Source organism: Halobacteriovorax marinus SJ (genome assembly GCF_000210915.2).
Taxonomy (GTDB): Bacteria; Bdellovibrionota; Bacteriovoracia; order Bacteriovoracales; family Bacteriovoracaceae; genus Halobacteriovorax; species Halobacteriovorax marinus.
Map to the genome: position 1 here is coordinate 732,782 of NC_016620.1, position 14,918 is coordinate 747,699.

Sequence of the window (14,918 nt, forward strand, 5' to 3'; positions counted from 1 at the left end):
GTGATAGTGAGTGAATCTAAAAATATTGCAGGAATGAGTATGAAAGGAGGAAGAAAGGATAATTTCTTCTTCTGTCTTATTGAGTATTATGAAGATTCTAAAAGATGGTTTCTAAGATCAATGCTTCAAGTAAAAGATGAGGAAGGCCTAGAGGGCGATGATGCTATTAGGTCTTGGATTGAAGATTATAAAGTGAATCAATTGGTAGTCGATTTTCCTCTCACTTGGCCGGCATGTCACTCCTGTGAATTAGATTGTCCAGGTTCAAAGAATTGTCCTGTCGATGAAGTTGTCAGCGTGAGAGATAGAGTAAATTCTATTTTAGAAGAAGATACAAAAATCAGAAATCATCATCCTAAGGAGTATGAGCGCTCTAGAAATAAAGATGATGAATTTGATATGGGAAGAGGCTTTTGGGATAAAGAGTCTCACGAGCATTTACTATCTCGCTCTTTTAAAAGAAGACTCAAGAAGGGCTTTCTACCTTACTGGAATAGATCAGTTGATTTTTGGATTTGGAAATACTATTACGATCAATACCTTGAATTGTTTAATTCCTCGTATGATTCGTTTGGAAATACATCCCTTATGATCCTCTCTAGGTTTTCATACTTAAGGCGACACTTTCCTAGCAATATTGATCTCTACGAAGGCAACGTAAACCTAACTTTGATTGAGTTACTTCGCGGTAAAATTCTTCTCAATAGAGACATTCAAAATATGAGTGATATTGAATTAGGTGTAGAGGCCAGATTAGATATCATTAAAAAGATTGAGGCCAAGCTAAATATTTTTATTTATGAACATGATCTTGAGCTTATAGTTAAAAACCCTAGGGCCTTTGACTCTTTTATTTTAGCAGTGACAGGGCAGAGAAATCTCTTAGATAAAGTTAGAAACTTTCCTCTTTGGACAATGCCGTCTCAGACTAGGCTTTTGGTGCCAAAGTTTTAGTATTGTATTGATTAAGGCCAATGAAAGCTAGAAACATTATAGCTCCGGTTAGCGCACAAAGTGGATAGAGCCACCCCTTTAATAAACTAGAGAATCCAAATAAAAAGAGTAGTAGCCCTCCCAAGCAGGTTTGGATCTTAATGTACTTTCTCGCAAATTCTTTCTTCTTCAAAAAGAAAATATAATTAACTCCGTGAACAATGAGAACGCCTACAAACATTATAATGAGTGCTTGCTTTGAAAGCTGGAAGAGTTCATTGTAGAAATTGACCGGTATCATTGATTTATCCAGTCCAGGACTCTTCATTACTTCCACAAAGACTTGCTTAAATATTCTAGGGAATGCATCTATCCAAATATAATAAAAAATGAGAACATCACCTAGAATACAAAAAACTATGGTGATTTTACTTAGAGTTTCCCTCGAAATATTTTTAAATAAATTTTCCATAGCTTCATTATAGGATAGATTTATGGCCCTTCAAGTAGTTTTATTAATATTATCTATTGTAATGCTGTACTATGGTGCTGAGTTTGCCCTTGAGTCTGCAGAGAAGATTGGTCTCTATCTTGGTATGTCTCCACTTGTTATCGGACTTCTCATTGTTGGATTTGGAACATCTCTTCCTGAATTCTTTGTTTCACAGCTAGCGTGTCTAAGAGGGGAGAGTCCAATTGCTCTTGGAAATATCATTGGATCAAATATTGCGAACCTCTTTTTAATAATGGGTGTTGCTGGATTATTTGTACCTCTTCATTTGGCCAGACATGAAATTAAGGCCCAACTCTACTTTCATATTGTCCTTACGGGAATTCTCTCTATTCTTTTATTTCAAGCGAAGCTCTATTGGTGGGGGACGGCATTGCTGGTCGCTTTCTTTGCGATATACCTTTGGAATACGTTTAGAGAGATGAAAAAGCAAAGGCATCTTAGAACTGTTGCCAAAGAAGATCTTGAACATGAGATGGGCCCAATGCTCTATATAAAACTCATCATCGGATTCATACTTCTCTTCTATGGGGGAGATCTACTCGTTTCTTCAGGTTCAAAAGTTGGAGTAATGCTAGGAATTTCTACTTACGTTATTTCAGCAGTATTTGTTGCCTTTGGGACTTCATTCCCTGAGCTTGTTACAGCGATACTTGCTTGCGTAAAAAAGAAAGATACTGACCTTATTACTGGAAATATAATAGGTTCAAATATTTTTAATGTGGCCTTTGTTCTAGGTTCTCTTGGTTTCTATGATATTTCTATAGGGCAGAGCTACTCTCTTGAAGTCTACGTTCTAATTTTCGCATCTGTTTTTCTGATTGCACTAGCACTCTTTAAAAGAAACTTTTATAAGCTATCGGGATTTGTCTTTCTTGCGACATATCTTGGTGTTGTCTATCAATGGATTAGTGCTTAAGGCATAGTTCAAAAATCTAAGAGGCTATTCAACTTCTAGTGGGTAGCCTTGAGTGATATTTATATACTTAAGATACTTCTTTAGAATCCAGTGACGTATTAGTCTTATAGTATAGGTATTGGAGAAGTTCTTAGTTCTCCATTTTTCGCCAGAGCCTAATTTTACATTATATTCATCGAGGTTGTCATAGAGATATGTTTGTCTTGTCACACTTAGTGGGATACCTGGATAGATTCTAGTAAAATATCCTCTGAGAATCTTTAACATTCTGAGAGTCTCATAAAAGTTAAACCAGGTTTCACCGGGGAAGCCGATGAGTATTTGAGCATGAACTTCTATATTTGAATTCTTAGTATGTTTTACAGTCTCTAAAATTTCAGAGAGCTTGTAGCGCTTCTTCATGAGGTTTAGAACATTCTGTGATCCAGATTCTATCCCATAATTTATATAGGTACATCCAGCGTCTCTCATCTTCTTTAAAAGGGCAGGAGTGAGTTTATTACTGATACGGCAGAAGCCATGCCAATAGAAGGTATGCTTCTCTTCGAGAATAATGTCACACATATCCTCTAATAGACGATGGTTCCCATTCATAAGGGAGTCAACAATTCGAAATTGATTTACTCCATAGTTATCATAATGATATTTAAACTCATCTACAATTTGCCTTGCAGATTTTGTTCTAAAGCTCACCCAGTAATTTGTCTCAGAACAGAAAGTACACTTAGCAACACAACCACGACTAAATTCAACAGGGAAACCATTAGAAGTGTAGCGGTCTAGATCAAATTTAGAAAAGTCGGGAATAGGAAGGTCTTTTATATTTAAAAGAGGCCTCTTCTTTCCCCAGATTACTTCACCACTTTTATTAAAGTAAACAGCTCCTAGAATCTCATCCCTCTCTTCATCTGAGCTCCAATATTCTAGAATTTCTGTCGTCGTCTGCTCACCCTCTCCCATGATAGCCGCATCAACTAACTTTAATTTGAAAAGCTCTGTCGCTAGAGGTTCATCGACTCGAGCTCCACTAATAAATATTTTTAGTTCTGGAAAAATTCTTCTCAGATTTTGAATGACGATCATTGTTGGGTGGGAGTTAGAATTGTAAATACTAAAGCCAATAGCATCTAGTTTTTGCGAGAGAATATCTTTAACCAGCTTAAAGAGATAGGTTTTTATAAGTGGGTAAATTTCTTTCTTAAAAACTTCAATCTCGGCCCACTTTGGACTTTCATCCATGAGCCAAAGTTCACCATGCTTATCTTTAATTTGATCATAAATATAGGCATTGTAGTCAAAGAGTGAAACTTCGTGCCCTTCTCTCTCTATTACTGCACTAATACAGGTAATCCCAAGTGGGGGATTATATGGGATCCATGCAGGAAGAAAGGCCAAGCCAACTTTCATTTCTACTCATTGTTAAGGTAAAAAACTATTTTATAGTATGTTAGAAAAAAATAAAAGCTATTTAAGTAAGTTCTTAATATCACTCTCAAGTGACTCAGGCTTACTCGTCGGTGCAAACCTCGTAATCTTTGCGCCATCTTTTGAGACTAGGAATTTAGTAAAATTCCACTTGATTTTCTTAGAGCCAAGAAGTCCAGGAGCTTGTTCTTTTAGGTATTGATAGAGGGGATGTGTTCCATCTCCATTAACATCGATTTTATCAAAAAGAGGGAAGCTAATATTAAATTGCAGATCACAAAAAGATGCAATCTCTTCATTACTACCTGGTTCCTGAGATCCGAATTGGTTACATGGAAAGGCAAGCACTTCTAGACCTTGATCTTTATACTTCTTATAAAGTTCCTGAAGGCCTTCGTACTGGGGAGTGAATCCACACTTAGAAGCTGTATTTACGATTAGGAGAACTTTATCTTTATATTCAGAGAGATCGATTTCTTCATTCTTATTATTCTTCACTTTGTAATCGTAAATGCTCATGGAATTCTCCTTATTACTCGTAAATACCTTTTTGTAGTTTTCTTTGAACAGTCTTCTTCTGTTCATCAGCTCGCTTATCGTGTAACTTCTTACCGCGCCCAAGGGCAATTTCAAGCTTCACATTTGAGCCTTTAAAATAAATCATTGTTGGAACAATTGTTAGGTTCTGCGCTTTCATCTTATGAAAGAGTTTCGTGATCTCTTTGGCATTTAGTAAGAGTTTACGCTTTCTATCCTCTACATGATTATTAATATTTCCAAACTCGTATTGAGGGATTTTAATATTAAAGGCCCACACTTCACCATTACCATCGATAGTAATATGTGACTCAGCAATGGAGACTTTTCCATTTCTAAGACTCTTAACTTCTGTTCCAACTAGAACAATACCGGCCTCTAACTTATCTTCTAATTGATAGTCAAAGTGCGCACGTTTATTTTTTGCTATGACTTTTATTCCCATATAAACCTAGTAATTGAAAGTTAGTCCAACGGAGCCAACGAGGATGGATCCTCCAATCTTATATCCTGGTGCACCTATTTTATTGCCCGGGTCTCCATTCTCTAGACCAGGAGTCTTTGTAACACTCTGATCCTTAAGCATATGATACTGCAGAGAACCACCAAGCTGTAGTGGAAAATCAAAGAATTTACTCTTGTATAGGGCCCCCGCCGCTAAAATAGTTGAATCCGCATCAAGGGAGTTACCTGATCCGCTAAAGTCTCCCTCTATTGGAGTAGGCTTATAGGCAAGACCTAGGTCTAGTTCAATATTCTCTGTTACATTAATTCCCATACCAACTTTTGGTACAAAGATATCTTTTACTTTTAGAACTTCATAATCACTACTTGGTTGAATTCCACCGCCACGCTTGGCCACTCTCATTAAAGGAGTCTTGTAGTTGCCCCACATTTGATATTCAACTAAGCCGTAGAGTTTTAGCATTCCTAGTCTTGTTCCTGTTCCAAGTCTAAAGATATGTGGATCGTAGAAAATCATAGAAGTAATGTTGAGATCGAGAATATAGTCCGTTGTAGTAGAGATCGAAACCTTACCAAAGGCATTGGCCTCTAAGTTATTCTTCATTTCTTGCTGATAAGAGAAGTAGAGCTGAAAGTCATCACTAGGGCGATAGATCGTTGAGAATAAAAGTCCAAGTGAAGGCTTAACTTTTGATTTCATAGAGCCGTATGATCCGTAGTCACTTTGAATTGAGACATTCGTATCAGCAGTGGCCGCCGCTTGAAACCCTAGTTGTGCTCCCAAACTAAATGCCCAGCTATCACCAAGCTTCTTGGCGTAGTTAAAAAGTGCTAGCGCTCTTCTATAGCGAGAGCGGTACATAATATATTCAGGTAAGAAAGCATTCCCTGAGTTTGTTTCAATTAATGATCCCACTGGAGTACTAAGGCTTACTGCAATTGTTCCAAGTTCTTTTGCAAGAGGAAGAGCAATATGCAAAGAGGCGCTATAGTATTTCTGATAAGATGTTGAGACAGATCCAACTTCTTCATCGAGAGCAGGGTCTTGAAAAGAATCATTTTTAATAACGACACCATTGATTGGCTCAAAGTCTGTCACTGTTGAAGAGAGTGAAGTCGAGAAGTTAAAAGTATCACTAAAGGCCATCTGCGCTGGGGCGTAGTAATTATTGGCCGGATCGTGTGGATTTAAATTGGCCTGATTTCCAATTCCTCTCGTCGTTACATGAGTACCAAAGAACTCAAAGTAATTTGCTTGAGTGCTTAGAGATATTAAAAGTAAAAGTGTAGGGATTAAACTCTTCATACTATCTAAGTTCCTTATAAAGATTTTGGATAATTTCCAGGGAAAATGACTCCGCTCTATCAGTTCTAAGTACACCACTTTTTTCAAATGCATCTGCTAATTTCTCTGGAGAGTAGTGAGACTTTAAAACACTGCCTAATTGTTTTCTTTTAAATTGAAATAACTTTCTTAAAAAACTTTCAAATTGCTTAAATTCACTAAGAGCGATAACGGGATTCTCTCTTCGTTTAAAACTCACTACCGTAGAGTCAACCTTTGGTGGAGGTTGGAAGGCCCCTGGAGGAGCCTGGCAAAGAACACTGACATCAAAGTAAGTTTGAGAGAGCACAAGTAGTGAGCCCATAGACTTATTCTTCTTTGGATTCATAAAAGAAATCACTTTGTCAGCAACTTCTCTTTGAAACATCAGAGTCATATATTTTATTTGAGGAGCTTTAATAAAACTAATTAAGAGGGGAACACTTACGTTATAAGGTAAGTTTGAAACGAGCCAAATATCTTTATTATTAATTTCTTTTTGCTCAAAGAAATCTTCTAAATGAATTTCAAGCGCATCACTTAATGTGATCGCTTCACTTGGAATAAATTGCTCCAAGTATTCAGGGAAGCGCTTATCTTTTTCAATAACGAAGAAAGGAAGCTCGTGCTTGGCCAAGAATTCCGTTAAGATTCCCGGTCCTGGACCAACTTCGATGATGGCCTGAGCCTCTTCTTTAAAATCATTGGTAATACTATCTATGACATTTTGACTTCTTAAAAAGTGTTGGCCTAAATTCTTATCGGCCCATGGAAGTGTCTTTGTCACTAGAGTTGTCCTTGTTTTAAAAGATCTTTCTTAGAGATGTAGCGTCCCTTAGCATCGAGAGTTAAGCACTCTGGAAAAGAGATCGCATCTTGTTCAATTCTATGGGCGTAATTGGCCACCATTGCTCCGTTATCCGTACAAAATGCAGGTTGAACGAAGAAGACGTCTTTGTAAGTTTCAATAAGAACTTTTCTAAGATAACTATTGCAAGCAACTCCACCACCCACGACAACTTCAAGTTTTTGCGGGTAGCGCTCATTAACTGCTTTCATGGCATATTTGAGCTTAAGCTTTAAGGCCCCAACAATGGCATGCTGATAAGAGGCGCAGACATCTTTTAAGTCCTGCGAATATTGATCTCCACCAGGATGCTTTATATGTGGATTCTTTTCAACAAAGAGTCTAAGGGCCGTCTTAACTCCGGAGTAACTTAGGCGACAGTCAGCTGAGCTCTTAAGGCCAATTGGAAAATTATACTTGAGAGGATCACCAAGTTTGGCCAGATCATCAATGATTTTTCCAGCAGGGTAACCAAGTCCAAGAATCTTTCCACCTTTATCAAAGGCCTCTCCTGCGGCATCGTCAATCGTTGAGCCGAGAACCTCAAAGTCTCTCTGGGACTTCACTAAGAGATAGAGAGAGTGTCCACCAGAAACGAGTAGACCAATATAAGGGTACTTCGTCGTTCTTGAGAGGTGAATGGCCTCTAAGTGAGCAAAGAGATGGTTCACAGGTATGATTGGTTTTTCAAAAATAAGTGAAAGTGTCTTGGCCGTATTGAGACCAGTGAGCAATGGACCTAAGAGTCCGGGCTGAGTCGTCACGCCAATGGCCGCAACTTGCTCCATTTTCATATTTACTGACTCGAGGGTCTGCTTTAGAAGGGGAACGAGTTTGGCGAGGTGATTACGCGCTGCAATCTCTGGCACAACTCCGCCCCACTTACTTAAAAGATCTTCTTGAGAAAAGGACTTCTGTGTGATGACACTTGGAGGTGTATCTAAATCCTTGGAATCAGTTTCAATAATGGCAATAGATGTATCGTCACAACTGGTTTCGATACCTAAAATAAACTTTGTAGTCATAGAATCAAAATCCTAGCATAATAGTCTGTATTTATTAAATCTTTTAAGGTTTTAAGTCTATGAAAAAGCTCTTTCTTCTATTGTTTCTGGCATTTTTAACTGGATGTTCATCTCTTTTCTACTATCCTACAAAATACTTTTACGCCGATCCAAAGAAGCATAGCGTGCACTATGAAGATGTGGACTTTCTCTCTACTGATGGAACTCAGTTACATGGCTGGTTTATGTCGGATAAAGAGGAGAAGAAGAAAAAGGGACTTATCCTCTTCTTTCACGGCAATGCTCAAAATATAACCTCTCACTGGCTTAACTTAGGTTGGATTGTAAAGGAGGGTTATGACGTTTTCATTTTTGACTATAGAGGCTACGGACTCTCTAAGGGTCAATCAAATCAACAAGGACTAAATAAGGATTCTATCGCCGCGCTAAAGTGGGCGAGGGAGAAGTCTAAGGATTATCCTAAATTTATTGTCTACGCTCAGTCACTTGGTGGGGCAGTGAGTATGAGGGCCATGAAAGATATCGACTTTAGAGATGAGATTGATCTCTATGTACTGGACTCAACTTTTAGTTCATACCAAGATATCGCCTTTGATAAATTAAGACATGCAGGAGTTTTCGTTGTGCTTAGTCCTCTTGCTTATATTTTAGTTTCTGATGAGTATGGGCCTTATAAGAATCTTGATATTTTTAAGATGCCCATTCTTATGATTCATGGAAAGAAAGATAGAGTCGTTCCCTATAAATTTGGAGAAGAGATTTATTCTAAATTAAAAACGCCAAAGAAGTGGTGGTGGGCGATTGAAGATGGCTCCCATACTGATGTCTTTCATCCAAAGCATTTACAGTATAGGGCCAAGTTCGTAGACTTTTTAAAAGGAATCTAATTCTTAGGGCAACCAACTTTCTTCATCATGTCGACGAATTTATTTTCGTTGAGCTTAGTTCCTTGGTACCACTCAGGACTTTGATCTGGATCGTGGCAATTGAGACATTTATTTCTCATATTTTCATATTTAGCTTTAGGAGACGCTTCTTCTTCACTTGTTGAGAATGGGTGCTCTAAGTGTTTGTCGTGACAGTTTAGACATTGAACATTGGCAAAGTTGTGAGTCACTCCTTTTCTCTTATCTAGCTCACGCCATTTCTTTGATAAGTTCTCAATACTCTTTGGAGGTAGCTTTCTTACAGAAGAGAAGTCTAGAAAACTCTCTTTCAACTCTTTCATATAATTTTCTTTTAACTTAGCCAGCTTTGTTTCATCCTTCTCTTCAAAGACGACCATATCACTCGCTTTCGCAAAGCCGTGAGGAGAGTTTTGTCCGAGGCTGTGGCACTTAATACAGGCAAGATTATTTTCCTCTTTAGCCTTAATGAGAGTTAGATAAGCAATAGAGTGAGGCGTTTTTTGCCAATGATCAGCTTGTGCTTGGTGACACTCTAAACATGAATTGGCCGTATTAAATTTTTGAACTCCAAAAGAGGCAACAGTCATCGCATTTTGCTCTTCTACTTGAATCTTTGAGAGCTGCTCTTTATGTTTGGTTAAAAACTCATGGTAAGGATTAGGGGAGAGAAGCTTTGCTGTCTCATCTCTGGTTTCGTGAATATTGAAGGAGTCTTTTGACTTATCACTCTTAAGTGCGATCTTTATTTCTCCAATATAGTGGTTTCTTGAGAGAACTTGAACCATCTTTGTCTTACCTTCTTCAACAGGAAACTTGGTAAAACTTTGTGAGTGAGAACCGATGATCCAATCAAGTTCTTTAAACTTCTTCGCGATCTGTGTATCTACATCAATTCCAGAGTTGGTCATGGCAATGAGGCGATGAAAAGGGCTATCTTTTTTATAGCCGACCTTCTTTAACTCTTCTCTGATCTTATTAATCGATAGGAATTGATTTTCAAAAGCGCCTTTAAATTTTCCAGGAAAGATACTTGGATCAGAGAGGCCTATAATAAAAATTTTATGAGGACCTTTTGTAAGGATAGTTAGCTTCTCGTGCTTAAGAGGAAAAGAGTTCGTCGCATTGGAGACGAGGTAAGTAAATTTATTCTCTTCTTGTAGCTTCTTTAAAAAGTCCCATCCCATTGCGAGATCTTGTTCACCAGGTAGTTGATAAGATAGACCTAGTTGACCGAGACCTTTGGCCAAGTTTTGTGCCGTAAATGTGAGAGACTTTTGCAACGTCTCAGGAATAGAGGAAGATGCAAAGAAAGTATCACCACTATCTATATAGAGAGTATCGCTATTTTTTTGTATGTCGTGTAGAACTCCGGCCACTTGAGGAAGACCTCCAAGAGGGTGATGCCTACATCCACAAGGGTGAGTTTCACCATTGATATTGTGACTGAAAACAATAGAGAAGCTATCCTTCTTTATTCCCGTAACATTGTATTCTCCCTCATCAATTGTATTAATGAAATTAGTGCAAGAGGCGAGGGTAAGGCATAGGATAAATTTCCAGATAGAGCTTCTCTTCATTTTAATGTCCTAGAGTTTTGCTAATAATGATTTAGCTTCTTTAACTTTCTTTGATTTTGGAAATCTCTTTATAAGTTCTTCTAAAGTTTGCTTGGCCTGCTCATTCTTCTTTAGTCTTTGCAAAGTCTTAGATAAATAGAGAAGTCCATTGGCGTTGTAGTTAGAGCTTGGAAATTCAGTGAAGAGTTTACTAAAGTAAACAGTCGCATCGTTATTATTCTTATTGATGTAAGCAGACATTCCTAAGTTGTGTAGAATTCTAGCTCTTCTTTTCCCCTTAATTTTATTTTCAGCTTCCAGACCCGACAGGAGAGATTGAGCCCTTTTGTAGTTTCCCGATGTGTATGCTCCCATTGCTTCTTGGTAAGGAGAGTTCTTCTTTTTCTTAGTTGATGATGTCTTCTTTGAAAGAGTACTAAGAAGCTTCTTTAGGTACTCATCTTGTTGCTTAAGTTGAGCTTCAATTTTAGAGATCTTCTCTTCATTGGCCTTATCTTTTTCTTCTAAGATTGTTATTTTATTTCTTAGTTCTTCGACCTGCTTTGTGAGCTCTTCCTTAGTATTGTGACCAGTCTCTTCGACTTGTCCTGTTAGTAGCCCCAATCTCTCTTCAATATTTTGAAGTCGAATATTTGCGTCGGCAGTAAGCTTTTGATTCTCAACCATTTGGATTGAGATATTATCAACAACTTGTTCTCTTTGAATTTCTTCTTGGGTTTTACATGCGCCTACAGAAAGAAGCGATGCAAGCATCAGCCATTTCATTTGATGTTTCATAAAGATTCCTTTCTCTAATTAAAACGTATTATAAATTTTCTAGGGTCTGTTTTCTAATGGCAATAAACTCTGCTCTTTCAGAAAACTTCTTAGATAGGATAGCGTATTGTTTCGCTTTATTGAAATACTTTCTCTTATACGCCGACTTAGCTTTTAAGTAATAGAATTCAGCTTTTCTAAAAATTCCGGGGGAGAGTGTCTGTGCTTTAGATTCCTTGGCGGCTAGAAATGCCACTTGGGCCAGACTCATTTCAAGCTTTGGGCGTGTGGTGGCTAAACCACACCCCCAAAATTGTATTAAAAGTAAAATTAAGACTACTTTTCTGATCATTATTTTGCAGTAATGATGAAATTACCTCTTCTATTTGAGGCCCATGCACTTTCATCGTGACCAAAAGCAACTGGTCTTTCTTTACCAAATGAAATTGTTGAGATTCTTGAAGAGTTAACTCCCATAGCAACTAGGTGGTCTTTTACAGCAACAGCTCTTCTCTCACCAAGTGCAAGGTTATACTGTACTCCACCTCTCTCATCACAGTGACCTTCAACTTGAATTTCAACAGATGGGTTAGCTTTTAAGAATTCAGCATTTGCATTTAATGTTTCACGTGCAGATGTTGAAAGAACAGATGAGTTGAAACCAAAGAATACAGTTTTGATTGGTCCAGCTTTACCTGAGTCAGAGTCAGCATTTAACTCAAGAGCAGAGGCGTCAGCACCAACTGATTCCATAGTTTGGTTGTCGTTTACTTCTTTTTTCTTAGTCGAACTACAGCTCGCTAATGAAAGTGAAAGTGTTAATACAGCGAGTAAAGTCATTGGCTTGAAAGTAAATTTCATTTGTGCTCCTTAAATATGTTTTAAAAAAGATTTATATTCCTATAACTTATTGAGATATTATAACGAAAAAAACTCTTATTAGGTACAGTAAATATGAAAAATCATATTGGCCGAGCTTTGTTGTCGGTTATTTTCTTTTTGTTCTCAACTCATCTTGTTAACGCCAGAATGGGAGGTAGTGTTGAAACCTCCCATCTAGAAGTGGACACGGCCTATGGCCCTTATCGCTTCGAAATTCATCTTCCAGATTACGAAGAGAATTTTAGAAATCGCGTACTCTCTATACTAGAGAAAAATACTGCTAAACTTGCCGACTATTTTAAATACGCCCCAAGTGCATTGATCCATATCACTTTAAAAGAAGGCGTCCAAGAGGCCAATGGAAGTGCAACAGTATTTCCATTTAATCATATTGTTCTTCGAAAATTTCCTCCTCTTGGAAGAGATCACTTAATCTCAAGTCCAAACTCTCTTGGACAGTTAATAATTCATGAACTCGTTCATATTATCCACATGGATCAAACGAGAGGAGTGTTGAAATTGTCCAAGGGAATCTTTGGAACTTTTGGAAAGTGGGGAGGTATAGCACCTAGGTGGTTCATAGAGGGAATAGCGACTTGGGCCGAGAGTGCGCTCACAGATTCGGGAAGACTTAGAAGTGAGCTCTTAAAAGTTGAGTGGGAACAGGCCTTTAAAGATGCGAACTTTTGCCAGACAATTGATTGTCTAGACGATCCGGGAACTCCTCCTTATGGACAATATGCTTATTGGACGGGAGCGTTCTTTATGGAGTTTTTAGAGAGTAAGTCTAAGAACTCAGTACAGTGTTTAATTTTTGCCAATAGTAATAATATTCCATTCTTTTTAAATAGCGCCTTTAAAGAGTGTTTTAATAAGAGTGCTGGGCAATTATATGATGAGTTTAGAGAGGACTTTTTAAAGAAGTATAGGCAGCGTGAAATAGACGAGAAAGAATTTGTAAAAATAAAATATTTCTTCTCTAGAAAATCACTTCAAGAAGGTTTTGCTCTTGTTGATAATAAGCTTCTTAGTGTTGAGTTTAAAAATGATGTGAAAGTACTCTTAGAGCAACCTCTCGACTCTTCTAAAGTGAAAGAGATAAAGTTATCAGAAAGACTTTCACGCATATATAAGAATTCAAGCTCTTCTGCATCGATTGTAACTTTTCCAAATATAAGAAATAACTCAAAGAGAAATCACTCATTCTATGAGAAAGGTTTTATTTCTAAAAATAAGAGATTGGGAGAGTTCTTCTATGGACTAAATGACTCCACTTGGGTCTTTGAGTTTAATAAAGGACGTTGGGTAATAAATAATGGAGAATTTACTTTTCCAGAAGAAATCTCTCTCTCTTACTTCAAGGGGGCAGGGGAGTTTGTATATTTTAAACTCTTTGATGCAAGAAAAGAAGTAAGCTACTTCGCAAGATATAATACTGTAAAAAAGAGAGTTGAACTTCAGAGAGAAGTCGCAAGTGATTTTAAAATATTAGATAATTGCCGCGAAGATCTAATACTTAGAGAGAGTGGTCAACTCTATAAAATGTCTGAGGGGAGAATTGCAAAAGTTGTAGGTGAAAAGTCTCAAATAATCATTGAGGGAAGTTTTGAAAAAAATCAATCAGTAGTTGTTTTAAAAGATTCTCCGAACTCTCTCTATAAATGGAGTAAGGGATGTGATGATTTAAGAGGCGATCAAAAACTCTCTAAAAGAGTTAACTTCAAAGAAGTTGATTTAGAAAGAGAAAGCTTAGAAGAAATTACAACAAAGAGAAGTTCATACCCTGGCTTTAGACATTTTTTACCGACACATTGGATGATTAACTACGTCCAATCAACTGATGAATTATCTTATTGGAGTGCGCTCTCTATTATTACTGATCCAGATAGCCGCCACACTCTTAGCCTAAAAGGATTATTCTATACAGGGATTTCAGAGGTCACTCCTGAATTAAGTTATACCTATCAATTTCCAAATGATTTCTTTCTCTCTTTGAATCACTCTAAGGCCTATACTTCTAGTTCGCAGAGAAGAAGTTATGACTCAAATCAATCTAATTCAATTTACTTCTCTAAATTCTTTGAGTTGGGGAATTTTGATTTAAAGACCTCCCTCTATGCAGGTCATTTTGAAGTGGATGACTTCATTTCTTCAAGAGATGAAAAAGAGTATGGAACAATAATTAAAGTAAAACATGTAAAGGTCAGAGATGATGACTTTCTCTCTAAGGCCTTACTTAAGGCAAGGCTCTTTAAAAGAGAGGTAGAGGGAACTTCTAATTATAATGGTATGCAATCTATTGCAGAGGTAGAGTTTCGATTATTAAGTGATTTGAATTTTTCTACAGATATTGGATATAGCTCTCTTGATAAAAGAGACTTTAGAAGTGGTGTGATTTATGGAGGTGGAAGCTACACTGAGTATCATCAATTCTATGGGCTAGGCTATAGTGATATTTTTGGAAATGAAGTTAAATCTATGCGACTTCACTTTGATTATTCTCTCTTTGATATTTACCGTGGAGCGGGGCTCTTTCCTCTCTTCGTACAAGAACTTCATCTCTTAGCGGGAACTGATTTTATTGCAGCAGATAGAATATTCCTAGTGAATCAATACCTTAGAAATTCATCTGTACAGTCATATTGGGCAGGAGTTAGGGCCGACTTTACAGTGGCATACGCATTGCCCATTTCAATTGATATTATTCGATCTCAAGTATTGAATAGATTTGGTCAAGATAAAGACTCAACAATTTCAGTCATTAGAGGGAGTTTTAGCTTTTAACTCAAGAAAGAATAAAGAAGATTCC

The 14,918-nt window shown here is 37.4% G+C and carries 15 protein-coding genes; 4 read left to right on the forward strand and 11 right to left on the reverse strand.

What is annotated here, in order from left to right:
• The first annotated feature begins 6 nt into the window (after nucleotides 1-6).
• The gene (locus BMS_RS03490; RefSeq protein ID WP_044557248.1) at nucleotides 7-954 is read left to right on the forward strand and encodes a hypothetical protein; all 948 of its coding nucleotides are present in this window, start codon (nucleotides 7-9) and stop codon (nucleotides 952-954) included.
• Here the strand turns inward: BMS_RS03490 and BMS_RS03495 are convergent.
• On the reverse strand, nucleotides 929-1,405 hold the full coding sequence (locus BMS_RS03495) for a hypothetical protein (RefSeq protein WP_014243407.1): 477 nt from the start codon (nucleotides 1,403-1,405) through the stop codon (nucleotides 929-931). The genes BMS_RS03490 and BMS_RS03495 overlap by 26 nt on opposite strands.
• 22 nt (nucleotides 1,406-1,427) lie before the next feature.
• Between BMS_RS03495 and BMS_RS03500 the strand changes: the two genes are divergently transcribed.
• Nucleotides 1,428-2,363: a calcium/sodium antiporter gene (locus tag BMS_RS03500; protein ID WP_014243408.1), complete on the forward strand. Its 936-nt coding sequence runs from the start codon at nucleotides 1,428-1,430 to the stop codon at nucleotides 2,361-2,363.
• 24 nt (nucleotides 2,364-2,387) lie between these two features.
• Here the strand turns inward: BMS_RS03500 and BMS_RS03505 are convergent, their stop codons facing one another.
• Genes BMS_RS03505 through tsaD form a run of 6 tightly spaced genes read right to left on the reverse strand, consistent with a single transcriptional unit; the run spans nucleotide 2,388 to nucleotide 7,986 of the window.
• Nucleotides 2,388-3,770 carry a B12-binding domain-containing radical SAM protein gene (locus tag BMS_RS03505; protein ID WP_014243409.1) on the reverse strand — a complete coding sequence of 461 codons (1,383 nt, stop codon included), beginning with the start codon at nucleotides 3,768-3,770 and terminating at the stop codon, nucleotides 2,388-2,390.
• 57 nt (nucleotides 3,771-3,827) lie between these two features.
• Nucleotides 3,828-4,307 carry a glutathione peroxidase gene (locus BMS_RS03510; RefSeq protein WP_014243410.1) on the reverse strand — a complete coding sequence of 160 codons (480 nt, stop codon included), beginning with the start codon at nucleotides 4,305-4,307 and terminating at the stop codon, nucleotides 3,828-3,830.
• Nucleotides 4,308-4,320: 13 nt separating this feature from the next.
• Nucleotides 4,321-4,770, reverse strand: coding sequence for an SsrA-binding protein SmpB (gene smpB / locus BMS_RS03515; RefSeq protein ID WP_014243411.1), 450 nt, complete (start codon nucleotides 4,768-4,770; stop codon nucleotides 4,321-4,323).
• Between the two features lie 6 nt (nucleotides 4,771-4,776).
• Entirely contained in the window at nucleotides 4,777-6,096 is a 1,320-nt protein-coding gene (locus BMS_RS03520; RefSeq protein WP_014243412.1) for an OmpP1/FadL family transporter, read from the reverse strand.
• Between the two features lies 1 nt (nucleotide 6,097).
• Entirely contained in the window at nucleotides 6,098-6,901 is an 804-nt protein-coding gene (rsmA, locus tag BMS_RS03525) for a 16S rRNA (adenine(1518)-N(6)/adenine(1519)-N(6))-dimethyltransferase RsmA (protein ID WP_014243413.1), read from the reverse strand.
• Nucleotides 6,901-7,986 carry a tRNA (adenosine(37)-N6)-threonylcarbamoyltransferase complex transferase subunit TsaD gene (tsaD, locus tag BMS_RS03530; RefSeq protein ID WP_014243414.1) on the reverse strand — a complete coding sequence of 362 codons (1,086 nt, stop codon included), beginning with the start codon at nucleotides 7,984-7,986 and terminating at the stop codon, nucleotides 6,901-6,903. Before tsaD ends, rsmA begins: the two co-directional genes overlap by 1 nt.
• A 59-nt stretch (nucleotides 7,987-8,045) precedes the next feature.
• Between tsaD and BMS_RS03535 the strand changes: the two genes are divergently transcribed.
• A complete protein-coding gene (locus tag BMS_RS03535; protein WP_014243415.1) occupies nucleotides 8,046-8,873 on the forward strand; it encodes an alpha/beta hydrolase in 828 nt (275 codons plus the stop codon).
• Here the strand turns inward: BMS_RS03535 and BMS_RS03540 are convergent.
• The 4 genes from BMS_RS03540 to pal form a co-directional block, all read right to left on the reverse strand.
• Nucleotides 8,870-10,471 carry a multiheme c-type cytochrome gene (locus BMS_RS03540; protein WP_014243416.1) on the reverse strand — a complete coding sequence of 534 codons (1,602 nt, stop codon included), beginning with the start codon at nucleotides 10,469-10,471 and terminating at the stop codon, nucleotides 8,870-8,872. The genes BMS_RS03535 and BMS_RS03540 overlap by 4 nt on opposite strands.
• Nucleotides 10,472-10,480: 9 nt before the next feature.
• Nucleotides 10,481-11,248 (reverse strand): tetratricopeptide repeat protein, encoded by a 768-nt coding sequence (locus BMS_RS03545; RefSeq protein ID WP_014243417.1) that lies wholly within the window; start codon nucleotides 11,246-11,248, stop codon nucleotides 10,481-10,483.
• Nucleotides 11,249-11,276: 28 nt separating this feature from the next.
• Nucleotides 11,277-11,483 (reverse strand): hypothetical protein, encoded by a 207-nt coding sequence (locus BMS_RS03550; protein ID WP_157765640.1) that lies wholly within the window; start codon nucleotides 11,481-11,483, stop codon nucleotides 11,277-11,279.
• A gap of 95 nt (nucleotides 11,484-11,578) precedes the next feature.
• Nucleotides 11,579-12,088 carry a peptidoglycan-associated lipoprotein Pal gene (gene pal, locus BMS_RS03555; protein WP_014243419.1) on the reverse strand — a complete coding sequence of 170 codons (510 nt, stop codon included), beginning with the start codon at nucleotides 12,086-12,088 and terminating at the stop codon, nucleotides 11,579-11,581.
• 168 nt (nucleotides 12,089-12,256) lie between these two features.
• On the opposite strand from pal, the gene BMS_RS03560 reads away from it, so the two are divergent.
• Nucleotides 12,257-14,893, forward strand: coding sequence for a hypothetical protein (locus tag BMS_RS03560; protein ID WP_157868229.1), 2,637 nt, complete (start codon nucleotides 12,257-12,259; stop codon nucleotides 14,891-14,893).
• Nucleotides 14,894-14,918: the final 25 nt, after the last annotated feature.

Excerpts from the sequence above, each read along its gene's own strand:
- BMS_RS03520 (WP_014243412.1), bottom strand. The coding sequence starts at position 6,096 with ATGAAGAGTTTAATCCCTACACTTTTACTTTTAATATCTCTAAGCACT.
- pal (WP_014243419.1), bottom strand. The coding sequence starts at position 12,088 with ATGAAATTTACTTTCAAGCCAATGACTTTACTCGCTGTATTAACACTT.
- BMS_RS03560 (WP_157868229.1), top strand. The coding sequence starts at position 12,257 with ATGGGAGGTAGTGTTGAAACCTCCCATCTAGAAGTGGACACGGCCTAT.
- BMS_RS03505 (WP_014243409.1), bottom strand. The coding sequence starts at position 3,770 with ATGAAAGTTGGCTTGGCCTTTCTTCCTGCATGGATCCCATATAATCCC.
- tsaD (WP_014243414.1), bottom strand. The coding sequence starts at position 7,986 with ATGACTACAAAGTTTATTTTAGGTATCGAAACCAGTTGTGACGATACA.
- BMS_RS03500 (WP_014243408.1), top strand. The coding sequence starts at position 1,428 with ATGGCCCTTCAAGTAGTTTTATTAATATTATCTATTGTAATGCTGTAC.
- BMS_RS03545 (WP_014243417.1), bottom strand. The coding sequence starts at position 11,248 with ATGAAACATCAAATGAAATGGCTGATGCTTGCATCGCTTCTTTCTGTA.
- BMS_RS03495 (WP_014243407.1), bottom strand. The coding sequence starts at position 1,405 with ATGGAAAATTTATTTAAAAATATTTCGAGGGAAACTCTAAGTAAAATC.
- BMS_RS03535 (WP_014243415.1), top strand. The coding sequence starts at position 8,046 with ATGAAAAAGCTCTTTCTTCTATTGTTTCTGGCATTTTTAACTGGATGT.
- BMS_RS03510 (WP_014243410.1), bottom strand. The coding sequence starts at position 4,307 with ATGAGCATTTACGATTACAAAGTGAAGAATAATAAGAATGAAGAAATC.
- BMS_RS03540 (WP_014243416.1), bottom strand. The coding sequence starts at position 10,471 with ATGAAGAGAAGCTCTATCTGGAAATTTATCCTATGCCTTACCCTCGCC.
- smpB (WP_014243411.1), bottom strand. The coding sequence starts at position 4,770 with ATGGGAATAAAAGTCATAGCAAAAAATAAACGTGCGCACTTTGACTAT.